Genomic DNA, 25,782 nt, shown 5'->3' on the forward strand with positions numbered 1-25,782 from the left:
CATACTGTTGTATGTGTCTATACTCTCTTGACATACAAAATCCCCCTTATGGTAGTTCTTTTTCATTCTACCATAAGGGGGTGCTTTTTTCTATTGTCCGTTTTTACTGGACCTGTTCAATTTCCGCTGCTCTTTTCATTACGCTATTGTTTTTCAAATACCATTCGATCCTTGCCGTCCGGATTCTCTATGATCATCTTTTTTCCTTCCATCCGATAGGGGATCGACTGATTGTTTTCGTTGGTGATCGTATGGCTCTGAGGATCGAACTTCCAGACCAAATGATCGGATCCGATATCGATCGTGCCGATGTTATCCTTGATCACCAAATCAACAATGATATTATTCAGATCCTGAGATTTATCAACACCGTCCGATACCATCTCAGTCATACGATAGGTACCGTCCAACGCTTCAATCCCGTTACCGAGTCCTAATACCACCAACAATGTGATGCCCGCCGCCAACACTACGATTCCGCCGATGATCAAGCCGATGATCAAACCGGTCTTTTTCTTCTTTGGCTTTTCGACGACAGCAGTTTGTGTACCGTAAGTCTCCGCACCCGAAACCGGCGTCGCATAAGAGCTCTGAGAACGATAGTCGGTGTTTTGATACTGCTTGGAAGAAGATACCGGCGTCGCGTAGTTAGTATTGTTGTCGTTGCTTACCGGCGTTGCGTAGTTATTATTGTTCGTGCTTACCGGCGTTGCGTAGCTATTGTTATTCGTGCTTACCGGCGTCGCATAATTATTGTTATTGGTACGAACAGGTGTTGCGTAGGATAGGTTCTGTGAAGATGACGATCGTTCTCCCGTCGTGACCGGTTGTGCATACGAGACCTTGCTTGCGCTATTCTGCGACATCGCGCCGTCATCTGCGAGATATGTATGCTGTTCGGGCTGATCGGAAGGAACCTGTTGCGGCTTCGGCAGCAAGTTCGCCGTTTCTTCTGCCGCACCCTGCGGATCATCCAGCGCTTTTTCGATCAGGGAGGACAGCTCATCCATACTTTGGCAGCGATTCTCCTTGAATACCGCCAAACCGTATAACAGGATATTTTCCATCGCGGTCGGAATGTTGACCCCCAGCTTAGAGGGCGGTATCAGGTTATCTTCTCTGAGTCGATCGAGCGCGTCCTCGGGGATGTTGCCCGTGATACAGCGGTACATCGTCGCGCACAGACCGTAAACATCCGTCCACGGACCCTGCTTTCCGTTTTTACGATACTGTTCCTCAGGCGCGTAACCCTGCTTGAGCAGTACCGACATCTCTTTTTGCTCGTTGGTAAAGTACCTTGCCGATCCAAAGTCCATCAGCTTTAAGCTGCCGTTACTCATATACATGATATTATCGGGCGAGATATCACGATGGATCATTCCCGCGTCATGGATCCGCCTGAGCGAATAGGTGATGGGCAGCATCAGCCTGAACATTTTCTCCGCGTTGAAGGTACCGTTCCGCTTGATGTAAGAAGCCAGGTTCTCTCCCTCGAGGTACTCCATGATGATGTACGCCGTACCGTTTGCCTCAAAATACTCTCTGATACCGACGATACCGGGCTCACCGAGGAACTTGGCGACCTTACGCGCTTCTTCCAAAAAGTTATCCTTACCCTTATAGAAATAATGCTTTTGGCTCTCGGTAGTAGCAAATACATTCTGATCGATCGTATTATTACGGTTGGCATATCCGTTAGGATAATACTCCTTGATCGCGATCTTGATATCCAGCGACAGATCTCTGCCGATATAGGTGATTCCGAAGCCGCCTTCACCCAGACAGTTACCGACCAGATATTTATTATCCAGGATCGTACCCGGTCTGAGGCGATATACGACATTATCGGGAGTATTCTCTTTGTGACAATGAGGACACACACGCTGATCATCTGTGATTTCATTCATACAATGATAACAGTAATTGCTCATAATCTTGCTCTCCTATCCAATGTAATATCAAGGTGAGGTTTGATGGATTCAGCCGCCGTTCATCACCGCGTCAAGAACCTGTTCTTTCAGGCGATCCAACGGGCTTTTGTCGGGGATCAGCTCCGCGGGATCGGGTTTATGCTGCGGCAAACAGGACGCCGAGCTGAAGCTCTTCATCTGAATGACGATGTGCTCGTTCTTTACCAGCTCAAACAGCTTGTCGATCGTGGGGCAGGTCTGCACCGCGCGGATGAGCTGTTCTTTCGTATGTCGGGGCGCTTTGGTACGCGCCGCGTCCAATACCGCCTGTCGCACCTGTATCTTGAGACTTTCGAGGGGTGAGAGGTCGGGGATCTGCTTAGGTGTTTGTTTGGGCAGGGATGACGCGGAGTTAAAGCTCTGCATCTGGATCACGATATGCTCGTTCTTGACGATCTCAAAGAGCTTGTCGATCGTCGGACAGGTCTCGATCGCCCTGAGGATCTGTTCGGTCGTATGTCTTTGATAAACCGGTTTTTGCAAAAGCCTTCCTCCTTTCCCGTTATTGTCGCATATAATGTCACCGAAATGACCGCCTATGCGCCATAAATTTGCCCTTTTCGGTAAATAAGAGCAATATTGGTTATATTATAATCGAAAGATAAGAGATTTTCAAGTAAAAGTAAACTTATTATGAAGTTTATTTACAACAACCTCGTTTTGTGCTATGCTATTATGGACTCAAAAGAGCAAAAACAATCGATATTGCGGGGATGGATCGCGTGTTCATCCCGCTGCGATCTTTATAAAAGGAGCAAAAATGGCTTATTTAGATGACAACAACGATCATTTGTACACAGCGGGCGACCCTCTCGAGGCGCTCGACAAAGAGCTTGCCGAGCTGAAAGCGTCGCTCAAAGAGCTTGACGGCATTACCGAAGCCGATCAAATGAACGATCCGAACCCCCAAGATCACTGAAAGAAACAGAGGCTGATATGAAACATTCACAATCCACAACATCCTCCGGCGGCAAGCGTGTAGGTATCATCATCGTGGTGATCCTCCTCTCCGCCGCGCTGATCATCGGCGTCGGCTACGGCGCGATGCGGTTACTGACTCCGAAAAATACATCCGACGCCACCTCCGCGACCTCCGCGGGTGAGGTCGTCACCATCAACGACTCCGTCATGGGCGATATCGAGATCCAAACCGTCAAGGGCGCCGAGGTCAACACCTACACGGCGGACAACCTTGTCACCGACGAGAACGGGATCCCCGCCTACTATGAGAACGGTCAAAAGATCTCTCACCTCGGTATCGACCTCAGCGAATTCCAGGGTGACGTCGACTTTGCCGCGATGAAGGAAGCAGGCGTCGAATTCGTCATGCTGCGCATCGGCGGCCGCTACTACGGCGACGACGGCGTTCTCTACACGGACAAGAATTTCGATACCAACTATGATAAAGCCAAGGCGGCGGGACTCAAGGTCGGCGCGTACTTCTTCTCACAGGCGATCAGCGCCGAGGACGCGAAGCAGGAGGCAAATTATACCCTCGAAAAGCTGAACAAGCGCGCCCTCGACTACCCCATCGGCTTTGACTGGGAAAACATCCAGGAAGAGGCTGCCCGCACCGACTCCGTCACCGGCGATCAGCTGACCGATATCGCCGAAGCCTTCTGTGACACCGTCACCGAAGCGGGCTATAAGGCTATCGTATATTCCAACACCTCGCAGATGTTGATCATGTATGACTTCGAGACCATGAAGGACTATGATTTCTGGCTCGCCGACTACCGCGAATTTCCCACCATGTACTACAAGTTCGATATGTGGCAGTACAGCAAGGAGGGCAAGATCGCCGGCGTCGAGGGCACCGTCGACATGAACATCAGCTTCACTGATTTTACCGAATAATAGTGATTTCGATACAACAAGCGCCTACCGAGGTAACGATATCATTAAGTTAAGAAGGCTCCTTTTGGTAAAAGGAGCTGTCGCCCGACATATGTCGGGCGACTGAGGAATTGCATCAATCGCTCGAGCGTCAGCGAGATACATTTTCTTAACTTAATGATATCGACCAAAGAAAGCGCTTGTTTGTGTCAATATGCTTTTTGCGGGATCGCGTTTACGAATCAAAGAACTGCTGTCCCTCATCCGTGATCAACCTCTCCGTTTTCGGATACTCAAAGATCGCGGGATCCTCGGCGTTCTTCTCCAGATACTCCGCGAATTCCGCCGCGTACCACTTCGCCATCCCGAGATTGTGCATGAGATAATGGCCGCAGTTCACCGCCGTCGCGCCGGGGATCACCTCGGCGTCCTCCACCGACCGGAACGCGGCGAGGAGCAGCTCATAGATCTCCTTTGGCGCGCGGTTGCCCTTGAGGATCAGATAGAAGCCCGTCAGACATCCCATCGGGCCCCAGTAGATTACTTCATCCTTCCAATCGGGATCGTTGCGCAGAAAGGTCGCGATGAGATGCTCAAGCGTATGCATCGCCGCCACATCGATCACCGGCTCTCTGTTCGGCTTTTTCAGTCTGACGTCATAGGTCGTGACCATATCGCCGCCGACATGATCCTCGCGGCTGAGGAAGATCCCGGGGACGATCTTGGTATGGTCAACGGTAAAGCTCTGGATCAGTTCCATATTTATCTCTCCTTTATGCTATCATCATTTGATATGAGTTTAGCATAAAAGGAGGACTTTTTCAACACCTTAAGAATCGTTAGGGGTTTCCCATAATCACTAATCACTAACCACTAACCACTAACCACTGACCACTGACATTACTGAAACATATCCTTTGCGCTGTCGAACAGGTCCTCCATCGCGTCGGCAACCTTCCCCGCCTTCTTCTGCAGGGTTTTCTTACTGTTGTTCATCATCACAACACCCACCGCGCTGACCGCGACTCCCGCCGCGAGACCGCCGAGGATCCCTTTCACCACGCCGCTCTTTTTATCGGCGCAATTACCATTTGTACACATCGTCTTTGGCATGATACCAACTCCTTTCTGTTTTGGACAGGCTGAATCAAGCCTTCCCCTTGAGGGGAAGGTGGGCTTTTCGCGCTGAAAGCCGAAAAGGTCGGATGAGGTGTAATACTGATTCCTAATAAAATGGCTTATCATCTGATGCGTAATAATTTCGCATAACTGCGTTGTTGTCCTTGATAGGCGCCAGCCTATCGGCGTCCTCCGCCTTGTTCTGCGAAATCTTCCACTATCATCTGATTAACCCGTTTTATGAGAAATCAGTATAAACGCTTCATTCAATTCTTTTCCATCGATAATACGGAAAGGTCTCCACCTCATCCGCCTCGCTTTGGGCGAGGCACCTTCCCCTCAAGGGGAAGGCTCAAATGCTGCCCTTATTCAAACTCATCATTATTCTTTGTAATTGCTCAGCTCATATTCTAAGATAAAAGAGGGAATTCAAATTGGAAAAATCTGACAACAAGGTATTGAACATCGTCTTATTCGAGCCGGAGATCCCGCAGAACACCGGCAACGTCGCACGCACCTGTGCCGCTACGGGCGCAAGGCTCCATCTGGTGCGACCCTTCGGCTTTGAGATCACCGACCGCAACCTCAAACGAGCGGGGCTCGACTACTGGTACCTCGTCGACATCACCTACTATGATTCGATCGACGACTTCTTTGCCAAGACTGAAGGCGGCGAATACTTCTTCTTTTCCACCAAGGCGCGTCACAAGCACAGCGAAGCCAGCTACCCCGACGGCACCTACATCATCTTCGGCAAAGAAACGCGCGGCATCCCCGAGCATGTTCTGATGAAATACCCCGACCGATGCGTCCGCATCCCGATGATCGATGAAGCGCGATCCCTCAACCTCGCGAACTCCGTCGCCGTCGGCTGCTACGAGGTCTTGCGACAGTGGGATTACCCCACCCTGCAAACCAAAGGCGAGCTCCACCGCCATCATTGGGAGGATGCTGAATAGCCGAAAAGACCGCTAAAGTATAATATCAACTGAAATTCAACATCGTTTTTGTTGCCGAAAGCATATGGTTCTGTTATAATATGTCTGAAAACACCCACTGGAGGACATATGAAAGAGAACGATTATCGCTTCGGCAATTTTGTTTGTCAGCTACGCGAGGAAAAAGGCATGACGCAGGCGGAACTGGCTGAATTGTTGGACGTTACCCCTGCGGCGGTATCAAAGTGGGAAAATGGCGAATCAAAGCCGCGCACCGAAAAGCTCTTTGAGCTGGCAAAGCTATTAGATGTGACCGCTGAGGAACTGATAAACGGCGAACGCAAGCCGCCGCAGCCGCCGACGATCCAGCCGACGATCCCTTACCGTCCCAATGCCCTGCCATCCAATGACACCCGTTTCAGGCGTATTGGAGCCTTTTTTCTGGATGTGCTTTTCTGTGAGATAACCGGTATTATCGTATTTGTTGTTCTTTTTGCCGTATTCCGTCAAAAAATAAACATTTTCGGAAACATTACTGTTTCTGTCAGCGTAATCGCTCTGCCGTTGATGGTTTTTCGCGATTTCATCTTTAACGGCAGAAGCCTCGGTAAGCGCATTACCCGAATGACCGTCGCTAACACCGACGACGGAAGCCGTCCGAAATGGTACAAGCTGATCCTGCGCAACCTGCCCTTCTTTATCTATTTTATCGATTTCTTCGTATTGATCATCAACGGACATTCCCTCGGTGATCTGCTCACCAATACCTTTACGCCGCCGTATGTGATATATAAAACCGCTGACGGACGCCCTATCGCTCCTTCTCGTCCATTAGCGCAGAGCTTTACCACTCCCCCAAAGAAAAAGCGCAAAATATTCATCATCGTTACCGGCGTTCTTGTCGGTGTTATCCTTTTCTTCACTATCATTTTCACGGTCGCTTTCAATTTTGTCAAGCATTCTCCCGCTTATCCCGTCGCGATCCAATACGCCTCAGAGATCGACTTGCTTTCCCAATATGATCTGAAAGAAAGTGATTTTGCATTGCACAGCTACCATTCCGGACGGCAGAACAGCTCAAGGTATGAAACTTTCGGCTTTTGGGTCAAAGGGCATGACATCTATGTTACAACCCACACAGAAAATGGCAGTATCGAAGTTACCGACTGCAAGAAATACAGATAGCGCTTTCACGCTCCGTAAAGCAGGACGTCTTTACGGAGCTTTTCTTGTTATTTTTAACAAATAAACCTGATATTATTCCATTTTGCTATTGCAATAAGCTACCGTTTTGTTATATAATTAATGAGTAAAATTATGGTATTGTGCGTTTGCGGTTAGCTTTAACTAACATAAGCGCGAACGCCCAATGCGAAGAAAGGATGTTTTTATCATGAAACTCAATAAGTACACCGTTGATGACATCAACTTTGCCGGCAAGAAAGTCCTTTGCCGCTGTGACTTCAACGTACCGCTCAAGGACGGCGTGATCACCAACGATAACCGTATCACCGCCGCTCTGCCCACCATCAAGAAGATCATCGCCGACGGCGGTCAGCTCATCCTCTGCTCCCACCTCGGCAAGCCGAAGAACGGCCCTGAGGAGAAGTTCTCCCTCGCACCCGTAGCCGTTCGCCTGTCCGAGCTGCTGGGCAAGGACGTTGTATTCGCCAATGACGATGAGGTCGTCGGCGCTAACGCCAAGGCTGCTGTTGCCGCAATGAAGGACGGCGACGTCGTTCTGCTGCAGAACACCCGTTTCCGCAAGGAAGAGACCAAAAACCTCGAGCCGTTCAGCTCCGAGCTGGCTTCTCTGGCAGAAGTATTCGTTATGGACGCGTTCGGTTCCGCTCACCGCGCACACTGCTCCACCGTCGGCGTGACCGATCACATCAAGTGCACCGCAGTCGGTTATCTGATGCAGAAGGAGATCGACTACCTCGGCAACGCGGTAGAAGCTCCCGTACGTCCCTTCGTCGCGATCCTCGGCGGCGCTAAGGTCGCGGACAAGCTCAACGTTATCTCGAACCTCCTCGAGAAGTGCGACACTCTGATCATCGGCGGCGGCATGGCTTATACCTTTGCTAAGGCACAGGGCAAGGCGATCGGTACCTCTCTGGTCGACGACACCAAGCTCGATTACTGCAACGAGATGATCAAGAAGGCTGAGGATCTCGGCAAGAAGCTCCTCCTGCCCATCGACACCGTCTGCACCAAGTCCTTCCCCGATCCGATCGACGCTCCTATCGACACCGAGGTCTATGCCGCAGGCGAGATCCCCGAGGACTGCATGGGTCTGGATATCGGCCCCAAGACCCGCGAGCTCTATGCGGAGGCTGTCAAGTCCGCTAAGACCGTTGTTTGGAACGGCCCCATGGGCGTATTCGAGAACCCGATCCTCGCGGAAGGCACCATCGCGGTCGCCAAGGCGCTGGCTGAGACCGACGCTACCACCATCATCGGCGGCGGCGACTCCGCTGCGGCTGTCGTCAACCTCGGCTTCGCCGACAAGATGAGCCACATCTCCACCGGCGGCGGCGCTTCTCTCGAGTACCTCGAGGGTAAGGTTCTGCCCGGTATCGCTGCTATCGCTGACAAAGACTAAGACATTTGTTCAGGGCGGGATGCTCTCTCGCCCTGTTTTACACCGAATAAGAGTACCGTATCTGCATGATGATCGGCGGGAGCAAGCCCCCGCCCTACGGTATGACAATTTCAGTAATACTATTTGAAAGGATTTTTATCATGATACTTGACGCTTTAACAAAAGGTATGAGAAAGACCATCATCGCCGGTAACTGGAAGATGAATAAGACTCCTTCCGAGGCGAAGGCTCTGCTCGAGGAGATCATCCCCCTCGTCAAGGACGCGGCATGCGAGGTCGTAGCCTGCGTTCCTTATGTTGACCTTGCTACAGCGGTTGAGGTCACCAAGGACACCAACATCAAGATCGGCGCTGAGAACTGCCACTGGGCAGAGAGCGGCGCTTTCACCGGCGAGATCAGCACCGGTATGCTCAAGGAACTGGGCGTTGAATATGTCATCATCGGTCACTCCGAGCGCAGACAGTATTTCGGCGAAACCGACGAGACCGTCAACAAGCGCGTCAAGGCTGCTCTGGCAGCAGGTCTCAAGCCCATCGTTTGCGTCGGCGAACTGCTCTGGGAGCGTGAGTGCAACATCACCAACGAGGTCATCGCGCGTCAGCTCAAGCTCGACCTGTGGGGCGTTACCGAAGAAGAGCTCAAGAATGTTGTCATCGCTTACGAGCCCGTATGGGCAATCGGCACCGGCAAGACCGCTACCGCTGAGCAGGCAGAGGAAGTCTGCGAGCTCATCCGTATGTGCCTCAAGACCCTGTACACCCTCGAGGCGGCTACTGGCGTTACCATCCAGTACGGCGGCTCTATGAACGACGCTAACGCGGCTGAGCTGCTGGCTAAGACCAATGTTGACGGCGGTCTGATCGGCGGCGCTTCTCTGGTGCCTGAGAAATTCGCGAAGATCATCGAAGCCACCAAGCCCGAAGAATACTGATATTTAAAGAGCAGTATACGATACAGAGGATAACCAAAAGCCTCCCTTTCCTAAGGGAGGTGCTCCCGACATTCGTGTCGGGAGCGGAGGGTTGCAACGTTTCAACACTTGTCAACCCCCGGTCATCGGATCGAACTGTTCGATGACAGCCCCCTGAGGAAAGGGGGTCTCGATATGAGAGGAATTGATAGAATGAAAAAACCAATTGCATTAATTATCATGGACGGCTTTGGTATCGCTCCCAAGTACGGCAACGCCATCGACTACGCGCGCACGCCGCATCTTGACCAGCTGTTCTTCCAAAATCCCCTTACCATGATCGGCGCGTCGGGTCTCGATGTAGGTCTGCCGCACGGTCAGATGGGTAACAGTGAGGTCGGCCACACCAACATGGGCGCGGGCCGCATCGTATATCAGGAGCTCACCCGCATCACCAAGAGTATCGAGGACGGCGATTTCTTCGAGAACGAGGCGATGAACAAGGCGATTGACAACTGCAAAGCGAACAACAGCTCCCTGCATCTGTTCGGTCTGCTCTCTCCCGGCGGCGTCCACAGCCACAACACCCATCTGTACGGCATCTTAGAGCTTGCCAAGCGCAAGGGTCTGACTAAGGTCTACATCCACGCGTTCCTCGACGGTCGTGACGTACCCCCTTCCAGCGCGAAGGAATATGTCGCGCAGGCAGTCGAAAAGTGCGAGGAGATCGGCGTCGGCAAGATCGCTACCATCAGCGGACGCTACTACGCGATGGACAGAGATAATCGCTGGGAGCGCGTCGAAAAGGCGTATTCCGCGATCGTCTACGGCGAGGGCGTACAGGAGACCGATCCCGTACAGGCGGTGCAGAACAGCTATGACAACGGCGTGACCGACGAGTTCATGCTGCCTGCCGTGATCGCGGGCGGCGACACCGTCAAAGCGGGCGACAGTGTCATCTTCTACAACTTCCGTCCCGACAGAGCGCGTGAGATCACCCGCACCTTTGTCGATGATGATTTCACCGGCTTTGAGCGCAGGAACGGCCGCTTCCCCGTCACCTACATCTGCATGACACAGTATGACGCGACCATGCCCAACGTCGACGTTGCCTTCAAGCCGCAGCAGCTCGTCAACACCCTCGGCGAGTATCTCTCTAACAACGGCTTGACCCAGCTGCGTATCGCCGAGACCGAGAAGTACGCGCATGTCACCTTCTTCTTCAACGGCGGCGTTGAAAAGCAGTATGAGGGCGAGGATCGTATCCTTGTCAAGTCCCCTGCCGTCGCCACCTACGATATGCAGCCCCATATGAGCGCCTATGAGGTCACCGAAAAGTGCGTCGAGGCGATCAAGAGCGGCAAGTATGACGTCATCATCCTCAACTTCGCCAACTGCGATATGGTCGGCCACACCGGCGTGTTTGACGCGGCGGTCAAGGCGGTCGAGGCAGTCGACTGGGGCGTCAAGAAGGTATCCGACGCGATCGCCGAGATGGGCGGCGTGACCTGCATCACTGCCGACCACGGCAACGCCGATCGCATGATTGACCGCGACGGTACTCCCTTCACCGCGCACACCACCAATCCCGTACCCTTCTGCGTCGTCGGCTATGACGAGTGCAAGGAGCTGCGCGCGGGCGGCGTGCTCGCGGATATCGCGCCCACCATGCTCGATATCATGGGTCTGCCTCAGCCCGAGGAAATGACCGGTAAATCAATGATCATCCGGTGACGCGTGCGTCTTTTTTCCGCCTGACGCGTACGTCATGATTCCGCCTTTTGAAAGGTTTTTTATCATCTTGTAAAGGCTTCAACGGCGTGTCAGAAACGGCATGACCCTATCGCGCTTTTGATCTATTGATACAAATCATTGAGCGCTACCGATTTGTTTTCAATCAAGTATTGAATTGCTAAAAGCTCCCGATCATCCGGGAGCTTTTTCTTGTATCCGCAGCCACGCTGTGATATAATATGACAAACACCCCACCGAAAGGATGAGCCCATGAAACGTGTTTTTTCATTCGTCCTGATCCTCATCATGCTGTTCTCTTTTCCGTGTATTTCGCCATCTGCCGCAACATCACAGAACCCGTCTGTGCCGAAGATCGAGATCACTACCGACGCGGGCAACGGTTTATCGCTGGAAAAGGCGGACGGCTATGTCGGCGCGCATATCACCATCACCGATGCGGACGGCTCCGCGGTCGATGATACGATCTCCCTCAAGGTGCGCGGCAACAGCACCGCGATGGAGCATGTCACCAAAAAGTCCTTCAACTTCAAATTCGCCAAAAAAACAGAGATTCTCGGGATGGGCAAAGGCAAAAAATGGGCGTTGCTCGCCAACTGCTTCGACCCCACCCTCCTGCGCAATTATCTCGCCTTTGACCTTGCGCAGGAGCTTGATCTCCCCTACACCTCACAGCAGCGCTACGCCGAGGTGTGGCTGGACGGCTCCTACCGCGGCTGTTACACCGTCTACGAGCCGGTACAGGAAGGCACGGATCGCGTTGACATCGACATCGAGAGCAACGACGGCAAAAAAGATTTTCTGCTCGAATATGAGGCGAGCCGCACGGAGGCTGATGTATCCTATGTCAGCGCGGGCGGACTTCGTTTCGCGATGAGCGACCCCGACGAGCCGACAGAGGATCAGCTCGCCTATGTCACCGATACCCTGAACAATATCATCAACACGCTGAAAAACGGCACTGAGGAAGAGATCCGCCAAACCATCGACGTCAATTCTTTTGCGAAGTTCTACCTGCTCAACGAGTACGCCAAGACCGGTGATTTCGGTTTAAGCTCCGTATTCTTCTTCTACAAGGACGGCGTCCTCTACGCGGGACCCGCGTGGGACTACGACCTCGCGCTGGGCAACCTCAACGGTGACCTCAACTCCACCGCCGCCAAGCAGGGCAGCCGCACCGACGGCATTATGCAGGCGGATAAAAACTTCTACCGCTTACTCACCGGCAAAGACTGGTTCCAGACCGAGGTCAAGCGCGTCTACGCCCAGCATTATGACTATATCGAAAACATCTCCGCCGACAGCGGACAACTCGACGCTTTGCGCGCGGAGAATCAGGCGCTTTTTGATCGCAACTTTTCCGTATGGAACGTCAACAGATGGTGGCTCAATTACCAGAAACCACCGCAGAGAACCTATGACGATAACTTCAATTTCCTGAAAACATGGTGCGCCGAGCGCCACCTGTGGCTCACCGACTACTACGGGCTGTACCGCTATTCCTATCTGCGCGGCGACAGCGACGGTAATGGAAAGGTCGATATCCTCGACGTGACGCTGATCCAGCGCGTTATCGCCAATGTGCAGTCCGATGACAACGGCATGATCGCCCTGCGCTCCGCCTTATCGGGCGACACATTCGATATCACCGACGCGACATACCTGCAGCGCTATATCGCCCAAATGCCGACCCCCTACCCCATCAACGAAACCGCACAAACCATTCTGTATTCATAACAAAAGCTCCCGAGAGATCGGGAGCTTTTTCTTATGCTTGATTCAGTTTGCCGCAAAATGCCTGTATCTTCTCCTCGTTCTCCTGCGAGGGTTGATCCTTCGGGTCGACGAGGATCAGCTGTGCGTCAAAGTGCTCGATCCCTAAAAACTTCGCGAGCTTATCGATCGCCTTCTCCGCCCCGCCTCCGGCATAGCACACACATACGGCGAAGCGCTTACCTTTCAGCGCGGCGCGATTCTCGTCGATAAACGTCCTGATCGGCGGCGTGAAACTGCTCGCCCAGACAGGTGTAGCGAAGATGATCCTGTCATAATCTCCGTTGAACTCATACGGATTCAGTTGGGGCTTCTCACCCATCACCGCTTTCATACCGCCCCAGATAAACTTGCGCGCTCCCTTGTCGGGATAATCCTTCACGGGCTTTATTTCGATCAGATCGGCTGAAAGCTCCTTCTCCTTAGCAATTATTTCAGCAACCATCTTGGTATTGCCGCTCATTGAATAATAAACGATCGCTGTTTTCATCAAATCACCTCAGAAATAGAAAACTTCTTCAAACTGCTTATCCAGTGCGATACACAGGATCAGTGCCAGCTTCGCCGTGGGATTGAACTGTCCCGTTTCGATGGAGCTGATCGTGTTGCGCGACACGCCGACCATCTTGGCGAGCTCCGCCTGTGAGAGCTTCTTCTCCTTGCGGATCACGGCGAGGTTGTTCTTCAAGATCAATTCATTATCCATCACGGCATTACCTTGCAAAGCTGGAGGATCCACAGCGCCAGCATCATCAGCGCCAGCGCTCCCCAAAAGATCGTGACGAACAGCTCATGCCGCTTACGCAGCTTGATGTACTTGGTCAAAAAAGCGACAAACGCCATGGTGAACAGGACAAAATCCATGCCGCGGTTCACATAGCCCAGCACAAAACCGTTGACCGTATCGACGAGGATCACCAGGATCACGGCGATAAAATACGCCGCGTAGGTACCGCTCTTCTGCGCCTCGATATCCGCGTAATCCTTGCCGCTGTTCTCAGCCTGTGCCTTCTTCAAAATATCATCTCTGTTCATGATAGCATCTCCTTTTTAATTGTCATTGCGAGGGAGCGAACACGCGTGTTCCGTGACCGTGGCAATCTCAACCGCTCTTTACTCGTCATTGCGAGGGAGTGAACACGCGTGTTCGGCGACCGTGGCAATCTCAACCACAACGATTCAATCTTGACAAGTTTACTTGTCTTCTTTGATGGCTTCATTATAGCACTGCCAAGTTTACTTGTCAATACTTTTTGCAAAGTTTTCTTGGCAAATCCCCGGCAAAGCAGAAGAACGAACTAAACGCAACAACACCCCGCCGAAATCGACGGGGTGTTTCGATAATACAGCGATCATGCCGTTAACGGATCAATCCTTTTTCTCGAAGGAATAGTCACTGCTGATCTTCATATCCAGATTATAATTTTTGATTTTCTTGGAATCGTCTGTCGCAACGCTGAGGGTAATGCTTCCGTTGCCGTCCTGCGCTAAGAAATGATAAGAATAGGACTTTGAGGAGTTCTCTTTTTTCTCTACCCAAGAAGCAGCGGATGTCAAGGCGGATTCTAAATCATCAAGCGTCGCATACTTGCTCAGATCGATCTTATCGCCGCAAATCTTAACGCCTGCTTTCGTGAAGACGCCCTCGGGAGAGCCCTTCATCTCGATTTCGGTAACGATACAATCCACCGGCGTCGCGAAGGTAGAGGCGTAGTTGCCGATGCTGACCTGGATCTCTGCTGTATTGTTATCAAGCGTTTTGCCGGAGTAACCTGTCTTATACTCGATCTTCTGATCCATGTTGACCTTTTTCCAGCTTTCGGTATCATAGCCCCAACCTTCGTCAACCAGCTGCTTCAGAGTAGTCAAGCCAATGGTATACTCTTTGTCAAAGATCGTGATCGTGGGGGTCAGCTCTTTGCTGTCACCGCTGGTGGTAAGCTCAGTGCTGTTTTTCCAAAGTGAATCGGTTTTTCCGACTGAAACGGATCCGGCTTTCTCATACTGAGATTCCGTAGCCTCTTCCTTAGAACTTGCCGCTGCGGAATCCGCTTGTGAAGATGCTGCCTGTTCAGCTTCTGTGGGTGCGTTGTTATTGTTGTTCTTTGATGAGTTACACGCCGCGAGACAACCGACCATCAGCATCAGTGCCATCAAAAAAGCAATGCTTCTTTTCATTCTTTCTCCTCTTTTCTCATTTTTATCAGAAAAAAATTCTTCATCCCTGTTTTTTCTATCATACAGATACAGCAACGACCGCGCAAAGAGTGGTCTTTTTTTCGTTTTACTCGATGATTCGTCGTTTTTCAAACACACCCCGTCTGTTGACGGGGTGCATAAGATTTCTGTTACATGATCAACGAGATCATTCAGGCTGGTAAGTATAATCGTAGTTCAGATCCAGAGAAGTATCGATGCTCTTCATCTTGTTCTCTTTTTTATCGAAGCTTGCATACATATAGAACTTACCGTCCTTTGTGTCAGCCTTATAGCTGTAGGAAGTGGAATACTCGGAATCGTACTGCTTCTCCTTCACAAAGGAAGAAAGATTGCTCTTGAGCTGGTTTTCGATCTCCTCAAAGGAAGTGCATTTTGCCAGATCAATCTTGCCGCCGAAGATCTTAGCGCTTGCCTTGGTGATAGCGCCGTCCGGAGAACCCTTGAATTCCATTTTAGTCAGGATACACTGCTCGGGAGTCGCAAAAGTCTCAGCTAAGTTTTTGAAGCTGATATCGACCTCTGTAGTCGAGTTATCCATGGTCAGGTAGGAACCGCCGGTCTGCTTATACTCGATCTTCTTTTCCATATCGATATCTTTCCAGTCCTCGGGATCATAACCCCAGTCGTTGTCAGAAAGATCCTTGACTCGGCTCTTACCGAGTGTATACTCTTTATCAAACAGGGTCATGCTCAAAGTAACTTTGTTGTTGTCGCCGGTACCGGAAACAGTCTCTTCGCTTTCTTCCTTAGAAGAAGCCGCGGAGCTTGCCGCAGAGCTTGCTGCAGAGCTGGCAGCGGAATCCGCCGCAGAGTTGTTATTGTTATTGTTGTTCGGCTTTTTGGAACAACCTACCAATAATGCAGCAAGAAGCGCAACTACCATTACAACCGCAATAATTCTTTTTGTCATTTTCATCGTCCTATCCTTTCTCTGTTTAAGATTAATCTATATCAGCCTTAGCGGCTTCAATGACCTTTTGAGCAACCTGAGCGGGAGCGTCCTCATAGCGCTCGAACTCAAAGCTGTAGCTGCCGCGACCCTGGGTGCACTGGCGCATGAATACGGAGAAGTCAGCCATCTCAGCCATCGGGACCTCAGCCTCGACGATCTGCATGCCGTCCTCACCGGCGTTCATACCGAGCACGCGGCCTCTGCGCTTGTTGACCTCGCCCATGATGTCGCCCATGTTCGCGTCCGGAACGGTCGCCTTCAAGGAACCGACCGGCTCCAGCAGAGCGGGCTTAGCCTGCGGGATACCCGCCTTGAAAGCGAGCTGAGCGGCAGTCTTGAACGCCATTTCGTTGGAGTCAACGGGATGGTACTTGCCATCATAGAGCGTCGCCTTCACGCCGACGACCGGATAGCCTGCCAGCGGGCCGTGCTTGATGGAATCTCTCAGACCCTTTTCAACAGCCGGGAAGAACTGCTTCGGAACCGAACCGCCGACAACGGCGATATCGAACTCCAGACCGTCGGAATCACACGGCTCAAACTTGATCCATACGTCACCGTACTGACCGGAACCGCCGGACTGCTTCTTATGCTTGCCTTCCACATCGGACTTGCCGCGGATGGTCTCACGATACGCGACCTTGGGCTGCTTGAGCTCAACCTCTACGTTGAACTTGCTCTTTAACTTGGAAACGACGACGTCCAGATGCTGTTCGCCCATACCGGACATGACCAGCTCCTTGGTCTCGGGGTCGTTCTTATACTGGATGGTGGGATCTTCCTCGACCAGACGAGCCAGACCCTGCGCTACCTTATCCTCTTCACCCTTCTTCTTGGGATAAACCGCCATCGTGAAGGAAGGAGCCGGATAATCGATGCCGTCAAGGATGACCTTGCGGGTGGGAGAGCAAAGGGTGTCGCCGGTATTGGCGGCGGTCAGCTTCGGGATCGCGCCGATATCGCCCGCGAGTATCGCGGCGGCGTCCTCCTGCTTTTTACCGCGAACGGTCAGCACCTTGGTAATACGCTCCTGATTGCCGGTGCGCATATTGACGAGAGGTGTATCGGTAGATACCTTACCGGATACGACCTTGAAGTAGCTCAGCTTACCGACAAACGGGTCGGCTACGGTCTTGAAGATGATCGCGGCGGTAGCGCCCTGCTCGTTGCAGGCGATCTCTACGGGGTCGCCGTTAACGTCAACAGCGGTCTCGGAGCCCTTGTCGGCGGCAGTCGGAGCCAGCCAGGTTATGGTGTTCAGGAACTGCTCAATACCGAAGGTAGTAGCCGCGTCACCGCAGAATACGGGGCACAGAGAGCCGTCCTTGACGCCCTGCGATACACCGGTGATGATCTCTTCGGGGGTGAATTCCTCTTCCATGAAGAACTTCTCCATCAGTTCTTCGCTGGTCTCGGCAACAGCCTCCTTGATCGCCTCGCGGAGTCCCTCAAAGCGGTCGCCCATCTCGGGGATAATCGCGGTGGGAGTCGCGTTGCCCTTGTTGTCATATTTATAAGCCTTGTATTCGAGCAGATTGATGTAGGTATTCGCCTGTCCGTTCTCGATATGCGGAACGATGACAGGGCATACGGAGGGACCGAAGGTCGCCTTGAGATCCTCTAATACACGATAGAAGCGAGCGTCCTCGTCGCATACGCCGTTGACGAAGAATATCTTGGTCAGGCCTTCCTTATCGGCAGCCTTGACCGCCTTTTCGGTACCGACATTCACGCCGTCCTTTGCGGATACAACGATGACCGCTGTCTCAGCCGCGCGATAGCCTTCAAAAACGCCGCCCTCAAAGTCGAACAGACCGGGGGTGTCGATGATGTTGATCTTTGTATTCTTCCACTCTACGGGAGCTACTGCGGTAACGATAGATACCTTGCGGCGAATCTCCTCCGCGTCAAAGTCAAGCTGGGTGTTGCCGTCGGCGATCTTGCCCAGACGGTCGCTCGCCTTGGAAAGATACAGCATCGCTTCGGCAACGGAAGTCTTACCCGCGCCGGAATGGCCTGCCATAGCGAAATTGAGAATGTGTTTCGGGTCGTACTGTTTCAATGAAAAAAACTCCTTTCAAGAGTGTGATGTTCGTTAGTCAACTGAGAATAAACACGCTCTCAGATCTATTCTCGGTTGCCTATGCTCTCACAACAGATGATACCTGTTTCAAGCTACCATATCATTATAGTACAAATCGAGGGGCGGTACAATAAAAACCGTCCGCCGAGCGGAAAAATCCACTAAATATATAAAAACGTCCTTTTGCAATTGTGCAATTTGCACATAACGTGACCCTCTTTTTAACATATTCCCCTAATTTTGCTGTTGTTTTTGAGATAGATTCCATGTTGGAGCGCCATTCTGACAGTCTATGGATCTCAAGAAGATCTATCGATAAAAAAATAATAGCAACATCCGAAAAGTGCAAAAAATTCCCCTGCAAAACAGCAATGTCATTAAGTTTAGGAAAAAGTATCTCGCTGACGCTCGATCGATTGATACAATTCCTCAGTCGCCAACGGGCGACAGCTCCTTTTACAAAAAGGAGCCTTCCTTAACTTAATGATATTGTGCAAATACAGGGGGATCGATATGATTCTAATTACGCGGATAGTTAAGCGTCTGGACTTTTGCCCTAACCGCCTTGACTGCTTTGACCGCCTTCGCCGCCTTCGCTGTCGGCCGCTGCGGAAGCTGAGCCGCTATCTGCGCCGGAAGCTGAGCCGCTATCTGCGCCGGAAGCTGAACCGCTATCTGCACCGGAAGCGGAAGATGATGGAGAGTAATAGGAACCGGAACTACTGCCGCTTGAGCCTCCGCCCGAGTTATCCTCGGCGGAATGACTGGTTCTTGAAGAGTCGGAGTCAGAGCCGTTATCATCGTCGGAGCCGTTGCTCGATGAATTTGAGGACGATGATTTAGAGCTGCTTTCACTGCTGTCCTTCTCCTTGGATTCCTCAGCTTCTGCTTCGGTCGTCTCACCCTCTTCGCCCAAGCTCACGGTGAGAACGATCTTTGAGCCCTTTTCCAAGACCTCATTGGGGCGCTTATCCTGACTGATCACGACGCCTTTTTTCACCGTCGCGTTGTAGGACTCCGTTTTTTCACAGGTCAAGCCCTCTTTTTCCAAAAGCGCCTTTGCCTCTTCATAGGTTTTTCCGACCAGATTCGGCACAACAGCCAGCTGCGGCGCGGCATTTTCCGTCGCCTCGATGATCTCCTGCTGTCTGATACCGACGAGGCTGTAGACCGTCACGGACAGACCGATCACAAAAACGACGATCGCTGCGACGAGCAGGATGATCTTCATCTTTTTCATCTTACGGGCGAGCTTTACCGCCTGATCATCCTCGGTGAGAGCCTCACACAGCTCGCTGTCTGTCTGATAACGATCAGCGGGATTGATCGCGGTACATTTATCGAGGATGCGGATCATCTTATCCGACAATCCCATCTGCGCGTAGAGCGCGGGATAATCCACCGCCTCATTCGAACGGGGATTCACACCTGTCAACAAATACCGCATGGTCGCGCCGAGCGCATAGATATCCGAGCGCTCATCCGTCTGACCGACATACTGCTCCGGCGGCGCAAAGCCCTTGGTGCCGAGCGCAACGGTATCATTGGTCTTTTCGGGATGAAACACCCTTGCCACACCGAAGTCGATGATCCTCAGACTGCCGTCCGGTTTCATGATCACATTGGAGGGTTTCATATCACGGTAGATGATTGGGGAAGGCTGATTGTGCAGATAAGACATCGCGTCGCACAGCTGCACGCCCCATCCGATCACCCGCTCCTCGGGTTGGGGACCTTCTTCAAAGAGGATCTCCTCCAGCGTTTTGCCCTCGATATAATCCATCACCAGATAGAGCGCGTAGTCATCCTCGATGATATCGACGATGCGCGGAAACGCGGGATAGTCAAGGTCCTTCATCATATTCGCTTCATGGATCAAAGCGTCGATGTACAGACGGTTGTATTCATCGTTCGTTTTGACGATCTCTTTGACCGCCCAACGATTTCCGAGCCGAATGTTCTCCGCGAGATACACGATCGACATACCGCCGCGATTGATGTATTCAGTTAATTGATAGGTGTTATCAATAATAACGCCGAGTCTCGACATGGTGTCACCGCCTTCATCCGAAAATACTATATCATCTGACTGTAGGGTTGTCAATCATCGGTTTCCTTCTGTCGATACTGCAAATAGAACATCAGCGCCGTACCCATCAGTGCGTGGGCGAATTCGCCCTTTCCGTAATTGCGGATCACCTCGTCCGTCGGCATCAGCTCATAGGTGAGCAGCTCATCGCTGTCGAGCGACTGTGTGCCCGTCTGCTTTAAGTCCTCGGCGAGATACACATGGAAGCGGTTTTTGAACAAAGCGGGGTTCGGGCTGACGGTACCCAAGTGGGTCAGTCTGCCTGCTTCAAAGCCGGTCTCCTCCATCAGCTCACGGCGTGACGCGGTCGCGGCGTCCTCTCCGTCGTCCACCATACCACCGGGGAATTCCAGACTCAGACATTCCGCCGAATGTCGCCACTGGCGCACCAGCACAAAGCTGCCCCGGTACTCCGCGATGACCATCGCCCAATCGGGCGCGTCCATCGCCACATAATCGCCTTCGATCCCTGTCGCGGCGACCTCATGCTGCTCGTTTACATCGAATATCGGCGTATGCAGCAGCAATTTGCTGTCGGTGATACTCCATTTTAAATCTGTCTTATTCATCATATCCGTCCTTTGCAGCAGCAGCGCAGTTTCTCCACGACGCTGACATGGTTATATTTTCGGTGCTTCTGTCGGTTTTTGCTTTCGCAGCAACAGCTTCTGTATCAAATAAGCGAGGTATGCCATGAGCATAAACGGCAGTGAGAAGATCAAATACTTGTACAAGCCGTGACCTGCGCCCCAAGACGTCTTCTCATATATTTTTCTGCCGATGCTCGTCGCGATATAGATCTCCAGCGAGAACGCGCCGAAGAAATTGAAGAGCTTGTCGATCTTCCACTTGCTCAAAGTGACAAAACTCTGGGCAAACACAAAGGTGAGCGCCACACCGACGATCGAGCAGGATAGGCGGTAATACGCGCCATGAACCTCCGGAACGCCGCATACAGGCACTCCCAATGCCGCGATCATCACGCAAATGATCAAAAACAGCGGTGAAAAATGACGTTTCTGCTTCACGGTCCTGCCCATATAGATACCGATGATAAATACCGCTAAACGCGTCAGCGCTTTATCCAGCAAGTAGTACAGAGCATTGAATCGGTGATACAACACGATCGTGATCACACCGACAGCCGCGACCATGAGTATCGTTCTTAACAAGGCGTTTTTCTCCTGATAATGGATCGCCTTGAACAGCAGCGGCGAGATCAGATAAAAAACGATAACAGCGGAAATATACCACAAAACGATCGGCTCATCATCTCCGAGCCAATAGTTGATCGCCAGCGCCGTCTTGAAAAACCTGTCGATATGTTGTTCCGCTATAATACACGTGTAAATGAGATACGGTACGATCAAAACCAGATACGGCAAATAAATGCGCGTCAGCCTTCTCCAATAAAACGTGCTCAGCTTCGGCTTCTTCGACAGCGAGAAGTACAGTCCGATACCCGACAGCAGCATAAAAACATCGACGGCACAGTTGCCCGTGCGGAGGATCAGTCCCAATGTCATCCGGATCCCTTCACATTCATTGATATTGAACGTTTCGGAACCATGAAAAAAGACGATCCAAATCGCACACAGACCGTAGATCGCGTTTCTGTATTTACTTAATGACGAAAAATTCAGTTCTCCGGAATCGAGTCTTCTTTCTGTCATATATTCATCTCTTTTCTCCATCATCATTGACCGTGAGCCGCTGTATGGTCCGGCTCCGTTTGTCGATCTCGCCGATCGACTTTGTCACATGATGGATAAAACCTTTTATTGACACGCGTCAATGATCATCTCACGCGCGGAAACAGCCTCGGGGAACTCATCCTGCACAAAAACATGCCACAAGCCTTCGCCGAAGATCAGGGAACAGTCAACTCCCGCCTCCCGCATTTTATGATACAGCGTCGCATTATCCGGCACCATGACCTCGTCCGTACCGGTGAAGATCATCGTCGGGGGCAGGCTCTTCATCTCGCCGTAAAGCGGGCTGACCGACGGATCCTTGGTATCGAGCTCGCCCGCCCACAGCTTGCCCAGCTCGATCAGTCCGTAGCTGCTGAGCATCAGATCCTTTTTCTCATACTCCGGGATCGCGGGATCGGACATCGTCACATCGACCCACGGAGAGAGCAGGAACAGCTTCTGCGGAAGCTGCGTTCCGTTATCCCTCAGATACTCCGCAAAACCGAGCGCTAAGCCGCCGCCGGCGGAATCGCCTATCAGATAAATGGGCTTGTCCTCCTTGAGCGCCTCGGCATATGCGGCTTCAAGGAAGGGATACGTGTCCCGACAGGTCGCCTGCGGGGTCAGCGGATAGAGCGGCAGATACACCTTCGCGTTCAGGCGCTGTGCCATATCGTCACAAAACATCACCTGTTTTTCGCTGATGCCGTAAGCGTACGCGCCGCCGTGAAGGTAGAAGAGGATGCTTTCCGCCTTATCTTTTTCGAGCGTATAAAGGTCGTTGCCGCTGATGGCGGAATGACCCTGCGTCAATTTCGTTTTGGTTTGAGGGAACTCCTGCCCCTCGCGGTTTTTCAGCATATCCAGCGCCGCGGGAAAGCCCTTTTCGGACAGACTCTCCTTGACGTTGAGCGTCCGCATCTTTTCCTTTGCCTTGGCGGTCTCATCGGTCAGCGGGATCGTGATGATCGCCTCATCCCTCGTCGCCCGATCGGATCCTGTCGGTGCCGCGGAATCGGCGGTCGCTTGTTCGGCGCCCTTTTGACATCCCGTGATCGTCAGACAGATGACCGCGACCAGCATAAGCACCGCCGCGATACGTGTTCTGTTCTTCATGATTATCTCCCCATCAAACCGTCCGTTATTCCTCAAACAACGGTGTGGAGAAGTAGCGCTCGGCGGTATCGGGCAGAACGGTAACGACCGTCTTGCCGGGGCCGAGCTTCTTCGCGAGCTTCAGCGCCGCGGCGACATTGGTGCCGCTGGAGATACCGCACATCAGCCCTTCCTCACGCGCCAGCCGCTTTGCGGTATTGATCGCCTCTTCATCCGTCACAACATAGATCTCGTCATAGATCTCCTTGTTCAGTATCGGCGGGATCAGACCGTCGCCGATACCCATCTGCAAGTGCGTGCCGATGGTGCCGCCCGCTAAGATCGCGGCGTTCTCAGGCTCGACCGCCCAGATCTCGATGTCGGGATACTGCGCCTTGAGCACCTCGCCGATACCGGTGATGGTGCCGCCGGTGCCGATGCCCGAGCAGAAGCCGTCGATATGGTCGGCGCACTGCTGCATGATCTCCAGCGCGGTATATTTCTTATGCGCTCTGACGTTATTGATATTCTCGAACTGCTGAGGTACAAAGACGCGCGGATCCTTTTCCGCCATCTTCAACGCGGTCTTCAGACATTCGTCGATACACGCGCCGATATCGCCCGCGTCATGGATCAGCTTGACCTTTGCGCCGTAGTGCTTGATCAGCTTGCGGCGTTCCTCACTGACGGAATCAGGCATGATGATGATCGTCTTGTAGCCCTTTACCGCGCCCACCAGCGCCAGTCCGATGCCCTGATTACCCGAGGTCGGCTCGACGATGATGCTGTCATATTTGAGCAGCCCCTTTTTCTCCGCGTGATTGATCATATTCAGCGCGGTGCGCGTTTTGATCGAACCGCCGACATTCAGCGCCTCAAACTTGACCAGCACCTCGGCACTGCCGGGCTGAGGCATACGATTCAGTCGGATCAGCGGGGTCTGTCCCACCGCCTCCAACACATTTCTGTAAATCATGCGATCACCTTCCACTTTCCCGATTCGGTTGAATCATTGATCGTTAATCTTATTTATTATATATGATAGGATGGAAAAAGTCAAAAAAACATGACCGCTGTTACGCGGTCATGTCGTTGTTTTGCTATTTCAAATCAATGATTCCATGTAAAATCGTTGACGCTGGTGAGGAACTCATCCTCATAAACGCCCTCGCCGGAGTTGTTGGCAATGAACACATCCGTGGTGTCGATCAGCTCGTCACCGTTATACGCCTTGCAGGTGATGGTGGAACCGAGCGGCAGATTGACGGACAGGCTCTCAAGAGGCTTGTTGATCACCTGATCGATGCCGGTCTTCTTGTTGTAATCTCCGTTCGCGAAATGGAAGCGATATGCCATGAAGAAGTTGTTGACGTCGGTCTCGAGGTGCGTATCCTTCGCGTCGATGTTGATGATGATCTTCTTCTCGACGTTGTCGATGATATCGATACCCTTCACGGTGTAGCGATCGGGATCTTCCTTAGCCGCCTTGGCGAGCTCGTTGAACTCGTTCTGATGTACAACGACCATTCTGTAAACGACGGTGCCGGCAATGCCGTTCCCGTTGCCGTCATACAGACCGTTGTCCCAGTTGACCGCGCACATACGGAAGGCGTACTCTTTACCAACGACGACTTCCTTCATCTCGCCGCCGTAATACACGCTGCCGTCCGCAAAAGCGACCGCCATCTTCAGAGGAACATCGATCCTGATGCTCAGACCCTCAATAGGATCCTCGGCGGGAGCCTCGGTGGGATCCGCGGCAGGAGTGGGCTGTGACGCGGGAACCGCGGGAATAAAGCTCTTATTGTAGCCGGTATGAAGCTCAAAGCCGTTCAAGCCGGTGAGACCGTTCAGGATAGAGGTGCCGCATACGTTGGCGTTGCTGCCCGTCAAATCCGTATCGGGAGCCAGAAGCGTACCGATCAATTCGGTAGAGGTCATTTCGAGCTTCGTCGCATTGACGACATTGATGATGATATTGCGGCTGTAATCTCTCAGATAATCCGGATCCATACTGCCGTTGATTCTGTAAGCGCCGTATTTCAGCGTGATCGCGTCGGCAGCCGTCAGGTTCACAACGATGGTCTGACCCTCGGTGATCGTGAAATCAAAGAGATATGAGTTGATGACCGCGTCATCGACGTTGTATACCAAAACATTTTCATCCGGATTGCCGACAAATGTATAGGTACCGTAAGCGGCGTCGCAGACTCCGTTGACCGGAAGCGCTTCTACCGCGGTCTTTGCGGCATACGCGGTGTTCTTCGCGTCCGCAAAGTACTGTGCGGCGTTCGCTACGGTATACTGACCGTTTGTCGTCGCGGAAGGAGTCACATTGGACAGTTTATAGGTGTTGCCGTCCGCCTTACCGATCACCGTCTGTCCCCAGACGTTGCCGTAGCCGGCGATGTTCGCGTTGCCGTTGACCAAAAATGTAACATCCTCGGTCGACGCGCTGCCGGCGCCGTTGGGACCGCCGTTAACGGATAAGCCTCTGTCAGAATCAAAGTTACCGCCGACAGCAAGCGTACCCTCCACGTCGATGATATTGTTTGCGTTACCCAAAACAACGCCCGTCCAGTTCAGCAGATCACCGAAGATATTATTCGACGTCGCGCCGTTGAATTGCAGCGTATCGCCCTCGTTCACGTGACCTGTGTAGGCATAAGCGGGTATGCAGAATGCTGAGATCGCCAATAACGCGACAAGCATCAAGGAAAGCAGTTTTTTCATGATGGCACCGCC

24 protein-coding genes are annotated in these 25,782 nt (G+C 52.2%); 8 read left to right on the forward strand and 16 right to left on the reverse strand.

Annotated elements, in window-relative coordinates; all coding sequences use genetic code 11:
* Nucleotides 1-143: 143 nt before the first annotated feature.
* Nucleotides 144-1,931 carry a serine/threonine-protein kinase gene (locus JKK62_RS08810; RefSeq protein WP_201427584.1) on the reverse strand — a complete coding sequence of 596 codons (1,788 nt, stop codon included), beginning with the start codon at nucleotides 1,929-1,931 and terminating at the stop codon, nucleotides 144-146.
* 48 nt (nucleotides 1,932-1,979) lie between these two features.
* Entirely contained in the window at nucleotides 1,980-2,453 is a 474-nt protein-coding gene (locus JKK62_RS08815) for a hypothetical protein (RefSeq protein ID WP_201427585.1), read from the reverse strand.
* Nucleotides 2,454-2,730: 277 nt separating this feature from the next.
* Here JKK62_RS08815 and JKK62_RS08820 point away from each other — a divergent pair, with 277 nt between their 5' ends.
* Together JKK62_RS08820 and JKK62_RS08825 are read left to right on the forward strand one after the other, a co-directional pair.
* On the forward strand, nucleotides 2,731-2,889 hold the full coding sequence (locus JKK62_RS08820; RefSeq protein WP_201427586.1) for a hypothetical protein: 159 nt from the start codon (nucleotides 2,731-2,733) through the stop codon (nucleotides 2,887-2,889).
* A gap of 17 nt (nucleotides 2,890-2,906) precedes the next feature.
* Complete coding sequence (locus tag JKK62_RS08825; RefSeq protein WP_201427587.1) at nucleotides 2,907-3,827, forward strand: glycoside hydrolase family 25 protein; 921 nt, start codon at nucleotides 2,907-2,909, stop codon at nucleotides 3,825-3,827.
* Between the two features lie 214 nt (nucleotides 3,828-4,041).
* Here the strand turns inward: JKK62_RS08825 and JKK62_RS08830 are convergent, their stop codons facing one another.
* Complete coding sequence (locus JKK62_RS08830; protein WP_201427588.1) at nucleotides 4,042-4,566, reverse strand: S-ribosylhomocysteine lyase; 525 nt, start codon at nucleotides 4,564-4,566, stop codon at nucleotides 4,042-4,044.
* A gap of 140 nt (nucleotides 4,567-4,706) precedes the next feature.
* Nucleotides 4,707-4,919, reverse strand: coding sequence for a hypothetical protein (locus tag JKK62_RS08835; RefSeq protein WP_201427589.1), 213 nt, complete (start codon nucleotides 4,917-4,919; stop codon nucleotides 4,707-4,709).
* 440 nt (nucleotides 4,920-5,359) lie between these two features.
* Between JKK62_RS08835 and trmL the strand changes: the two genes are divergently transcribed.
* From trmL to JKK62_RS08865, 6 genes are all read left to right on the forward strand, one after another.
* Nucleotides 5,360-5,884, forward strand: coding sequence for a tRNA (uridine(34)/cytosine(34)/5-carboxymethylaminomethyluridine(34)-2'-O)-methyltransferase TrmL (gene trmL / locus JKK62_RS08840; RefSeq protein ID WP_243411801.1), 525 nt, complete (start codon nucleotides 5,360-5,362; stop codon nucleotides 5,882-5,884).
* A 108-nt stretch (nucleotides 5,885-5,992) separates the two neighbouring features.
* Nucleotides 5,993-7,048 (forward strand): helix-turn-helix domain-containing protein, encoded by a 1,056-nt coding sequence (locus JKK62_RS08845; RefSeq protein WP_201427590.1) that lies wholly within the window; start codon nucleotides 5,993-5,995, stop codon nucleotides 7,046-7,048.
* Nucleotides 7,049-7,256: 208 nt separating this feature from the next.
* Nucleotides 7,257-8,468, forward strand: a complete 1,212-nt coding sequence (locus tag JKK62_RS08850) for a phosphoglycerate kinase (protein ID WP_201427591.1) — start codon at nucleotides 7,257-7,259, stop codon at nucleotides 8,466-8,468.
* Between the two features lie 140 nt (nucleotides 8,469-8,608).
* Entirely contained in the window at nucleotides 8,609-9,400 is a 792-nt protein-coding gene (gene tpiA, locus JKK62_RS08855; RefSeq protein WP_201427592.1) for a triose-phosphate isomerase, read from the forward strand.
* Between the two features lie 192 nt (nucleotides 9,401-9,592).
* Nucleotides 9,593-11,113 (forward strand): 2,3-bisphosphoglycerate-independent phosphoglycerate mutase, encoded by a 1,521-nt coding sequence (gene gpmI, locus JKK62_RS08860; RefSeq protein ID WP_201427593.1) that lies wholly within the window; start codon nucleotides 9,593-9,595, stop codon nucleotides 11,111-11,113.
* Between the two features lie 270 nt (nucleotides 11,114-11,383).
* A complete protein-coding gene (locus JKK62_RS08865; RefSeq protein WP_201427594.1) occupies nucleotides 11,384-12,868 on the forward strand; it encodes a CotH kinase family protein in 1,485 nt (494 codons plus the stop codon).
* Nucleotides 12,869-12,899: 31 nt separating this feature from the next.
* Here JKK62_RS08865 and JKK62_RS08870 read toward each other — a convergent pair whose 3' ends face one another.
* From JKK62_RS08870 to JKK62_RS08925, 12 genes are all read right to left on the reverse strand, one after another.
* A complete protein-coding gene (locus JKK62_RS08870; protein ID WP_201427595.1) occupies nucleotides 12,900-13,394 on the reverse strand; it encodes a flavodoxin family protein in 495 nt (164 codons plus the stop codon).
* Nucleotides 13,395-13,403: 9 nt separating this feature from the next.
* Nucleotides 13,404-13,610: a helix-turn-helix transcriptional regulator gene (locus tag JKK62_RS08875; RefSeq protein WP_201427596.1), complete on the reverse strand. Its 207-nt coding sequence runs from the start codon at nucleotides 13,608-13,610 to the stop codon at nucleotides 13,404-13,406.
* Nucleotides 13,610-13,939, reverse strand: coding sequence for a DUF6442 family protein (locus tag JKK62_RS08880; protein WP_201427597.1), 330 nt, complete (start codon nucleotides 13,937-13,939; stop codon nucleotides 13,610-13,612). Before JKK62_RS08880 ends, JKK62_RS08875 begins: the two co-directional genes overlap by 1 nt.
* Before the next feature lie 333 nt (nucleotides 13,940-14,272).
* Nucleotides 14,273-15,082, reverse strand: a complete 810-nt coding sequence (locus JKK62_RS08885; RefSeq protein ID WP_201427598.1) for a hypothetical protein — start codon at nucleotides 15,080-15,082, stop codon at nucleotides 14,273-14,275.
* Nucleotides 15,083-15,269: 187 nt separating this feature from the next.
* On the reverse strand, nucleotides 15,270-16,034 hold the full coding sequence (locus JKK62_RS08890) for a hypothetical protein (protein ID WP_201427599.1): 765 nt from the start codon (nucleotides 16,032-16,034) through the stop codon (nucleotides 15,270-15,272).
* A 31-nt stretch (nucleotides 16,035-16,065) separates the two neighbouring features.
* Nucleotides 16,066-18,138: an elongation factor G gene (locus tag JKK62_RS08895; RefSeq protein WP_201427600.1), complete on the reverse strand. Its 2,073-nt coding sequence runs from the start codon at nucleotides 18,136-18,138 to the stop codon at nucleotides 16,066-16,068.
* A gap of 577 nt (nucleotides 18,139-18,715) precedes the next feature.
* The gene (locus JKK62_RS08900; protein WP_201427601.1) at nucleotides 18,716-20,209 is read right to left on the reverse strand and encodes a serine/threonine protein kinase; all 1,494 of its coding nucleotides are present in this window, start codon (nucleotides 20,207-20,209) and stop codon (nucleotides 18,716-18,718) included.
* A 50-nt stretch (nucleotides 20,210-20,259) separates the two neighbouring features.
* Nucleotides 20,260-20,820, reverse strand: a complete 561-nt coding sequence (locus tag JKK62_RS08905; protein WP_207752160.1) for an NUDIX hydrolase — start codon at nucleotides 20,818-20,820, stop codon at nucleotides 20,260-20,262.
* A gap of 48 nt (nucleotides 20,821-20,868) precedes the next feature.
* Nucleotides 20,869-21,921 (reverse strand): acyltransferase family protein, encoded by a 1,053-nt coding sequence (locus JKK62_RS08910; RefSeq protein ID WP_201427603.1) that lies wholly within the window; start codon nucleotides 21,919-21,921, stop codon nucleotides 20,869-20,871.
* Between the two features lie 105 nt (nucleotides 21,922-22,026).
* Complete coding sequence (locus tag JKK62_RS08915) at nucleotides 22,027-23,058, reverse strand: alpha/beta hydrolase fold domain-containing protein (protein WP_201427604.1); 1,032 nt, start codon at nucleotides 23,056-23,058, stop codon at nucleotides 22,027-22,029.
* Between the two features lie 25 nt (nucleotides 23,059-23,083).
* Nucleotides 23,084-24,013, reverse strand: a complete 930-nt coding sequence (gene cysK, locus JKK62_RS08920) for a cysteine synthase A (RefSeq protein WP_201427605.1) — start codon at nucleotides 24,011-24,013, stop codon at nucleotides 23,084-23,086.
* Nucleotides 24,014-24,147: 134 nt separating this feature from the next.
* Complete coding sequence (locus tag JKK62_RS08925; RefSeq protein WP_201427606.1) at nucleotides 24,148-25,770, reverse strand: collagen-binding domain-containing protein; 1,623 nt, start codon at nucleotides 25,768-25,770, stop codon at nucleotides 24,148-24,150.
* Nucleotides 25,771-25,782: the final 12 nt, after the last annotated feature.

The sequence above is a fragment of the Ruminococcus difficilis genome (genome assembly GCF_016680995.1).

What these genes read in the sequence shown, in the direction of transcription:
- JKK62_RS08825 (WP_201427587.1), top strand. Translation starts at nt 2,907, where the DNA reads ATGAAACATTCACAATCCACAACATCCTCCGGCGGCAAGCGTGTAGGT.
- tpiA (WP_201427592.1), top strand. Translation starts at nt 8,609, where the DNA reads ATGATACTTGACGCTTTAACAAAAGGTATGAGAAAGACCATCATCGCC.
- JKK62_RS08900 (WP_201427601.1), bottom strand. Translation starts at nt 20,209, where the DNA reads ATGTCGAGACTCGGCGTTATTATTGATAACACCTATCAATTAACTGAA.
- gpmI (WP_201427593.1), top strand. Translation starts at nt 9,593, where the DNA reads ATGAAAAAACCAATTGCATTAATTATCATGGACGGCTTTGGTATCGCT.
- cysK (WP_201427605.1), bottom strand. Translation starts at nt 24,013, where the DNA reads ATGATTTACAGAAATGTGTTGGAGGCGGTGGGACAGACCCCGCTGATC.
- JKK62_RS08915 (WP_201427604.1), bottom strand. Translation starts at nt 23,058, where the DNA reads ATGAAGAACAGAACACGTATCGCGGCGGTGCTTATGCTGGTCGCGGTC.
- JKK62_RS08870 (WP_201427595.1), bottom strand. Translation starts at nt 13,394, where the DNA reads ATGAAAACAGCGATCGTTTATTATTCAATGAGCGGCAATACCAAGATG.
- JKK62_RS08885 (WP_201427598.1), bottom strand. Translation starts at nt 15,082, where the DNA reads ATGAAAAGAAGCATTGCTTTTTTGATGGCACTGATGCTGATGGTCGGT.
- JKK62_RS08810 (WP_201427584.1), bottom strand. Translation starts at nt 1,931, where the DNA reads ATGAGCAATTACTGTTATCATTGTATGAATGAAATCACAGATGATCAG.
- JKK62_RS08835 (WP_201427589.1), bottom strand. Translation starts at nt 4,919, where the DNA reads ATGCCAAAGACGATGTGTACAAATGGTAATTGCGCCGATAAAAAGAGC.
- JKK62_RS08910 (WP_201427603.1), bottom strand. Translation starts at nt 21,921, where the DNA reads ATGACAGAAAGAAGACTCGATTCCGGAGAACTGAATTTTTCGTCATTA.
- JKK62_RS08890 (WP_201427599.1), bottom strand. Translation starts at nt 16,034, where the DNA reads ATGACAAAAAGAATTATTGCGGTTGTAATGGTAGTTGCGCTTCTTGCT.
- JKK62_RS08880 (WP_201427597.1), bottom strand. Translation starts at nt 13,939, where the DNA reads ATGAACAGAGATGATATTTTGAAGAAGGCACAGGCTGAGAACAGCGGC.
- JKK62_RS08830 (WP_201427588.1), bottom strand. Translation starts at nt 4,566, where the DNA reads ATGGAACTGATCCAGAGCTTTACCGTTGACCATACCAAGATCGTCCCC.
- JKK62_RS08845 (WP_201427590.1), top strand. Translation starts at nt 5,993, where the DNA reads ATGAAAGAGAACGATTATCGCTTCGGCAATTTTGTTTGTCAGCTACGC.
- JKK62_RS08925 (WP_201427606.1), bottom strand. Translation starts at nt 25,770, where the DNA reads ATGAAAAAACTGCTTTCCTTGATGCTTGTCGCGTTATTGGCGATCTCA.
- JKK62_RS08820 (WP_201427586.1), top strand. Translation starts at nt 2,731, where the DNA reads ATGGCTTATTTAGATGACAACAACGATCATTTGTACACAGCGGGCGAC.
- JKK62_RS08875 (WP_201427596.1), bottom strand. Translation starts at nt 13,610, where the DNA reads ATGGATAATGAATTGATCTTGAAGAACAACCTCGCCGTGATCCGCAAG.
- JKK62_RS08905 (WP_207752160.1), bottom strand. Translation starts at nt 20,820, where the DNA reads ATGATGAATAAGACAGATTTAAAATGGAGTATCACCGACAGCAAATTG.
- JKK62_RS08865 (WP_201427594.1), top strand. Translation starts at nt 11,384, where the DNA reads ATGAAACGTGTTTTTTCATTCGTCCTGATCCTCATCATGCTGTTCTCT.
- JKK62_RS08850 (WP_201427591.1), top strand. Translation starts at nt 7,257, where the DNA reads ATGAAACTCAATAAGTACACCGTTGATGACATCAACTTTGCCGGCAAG.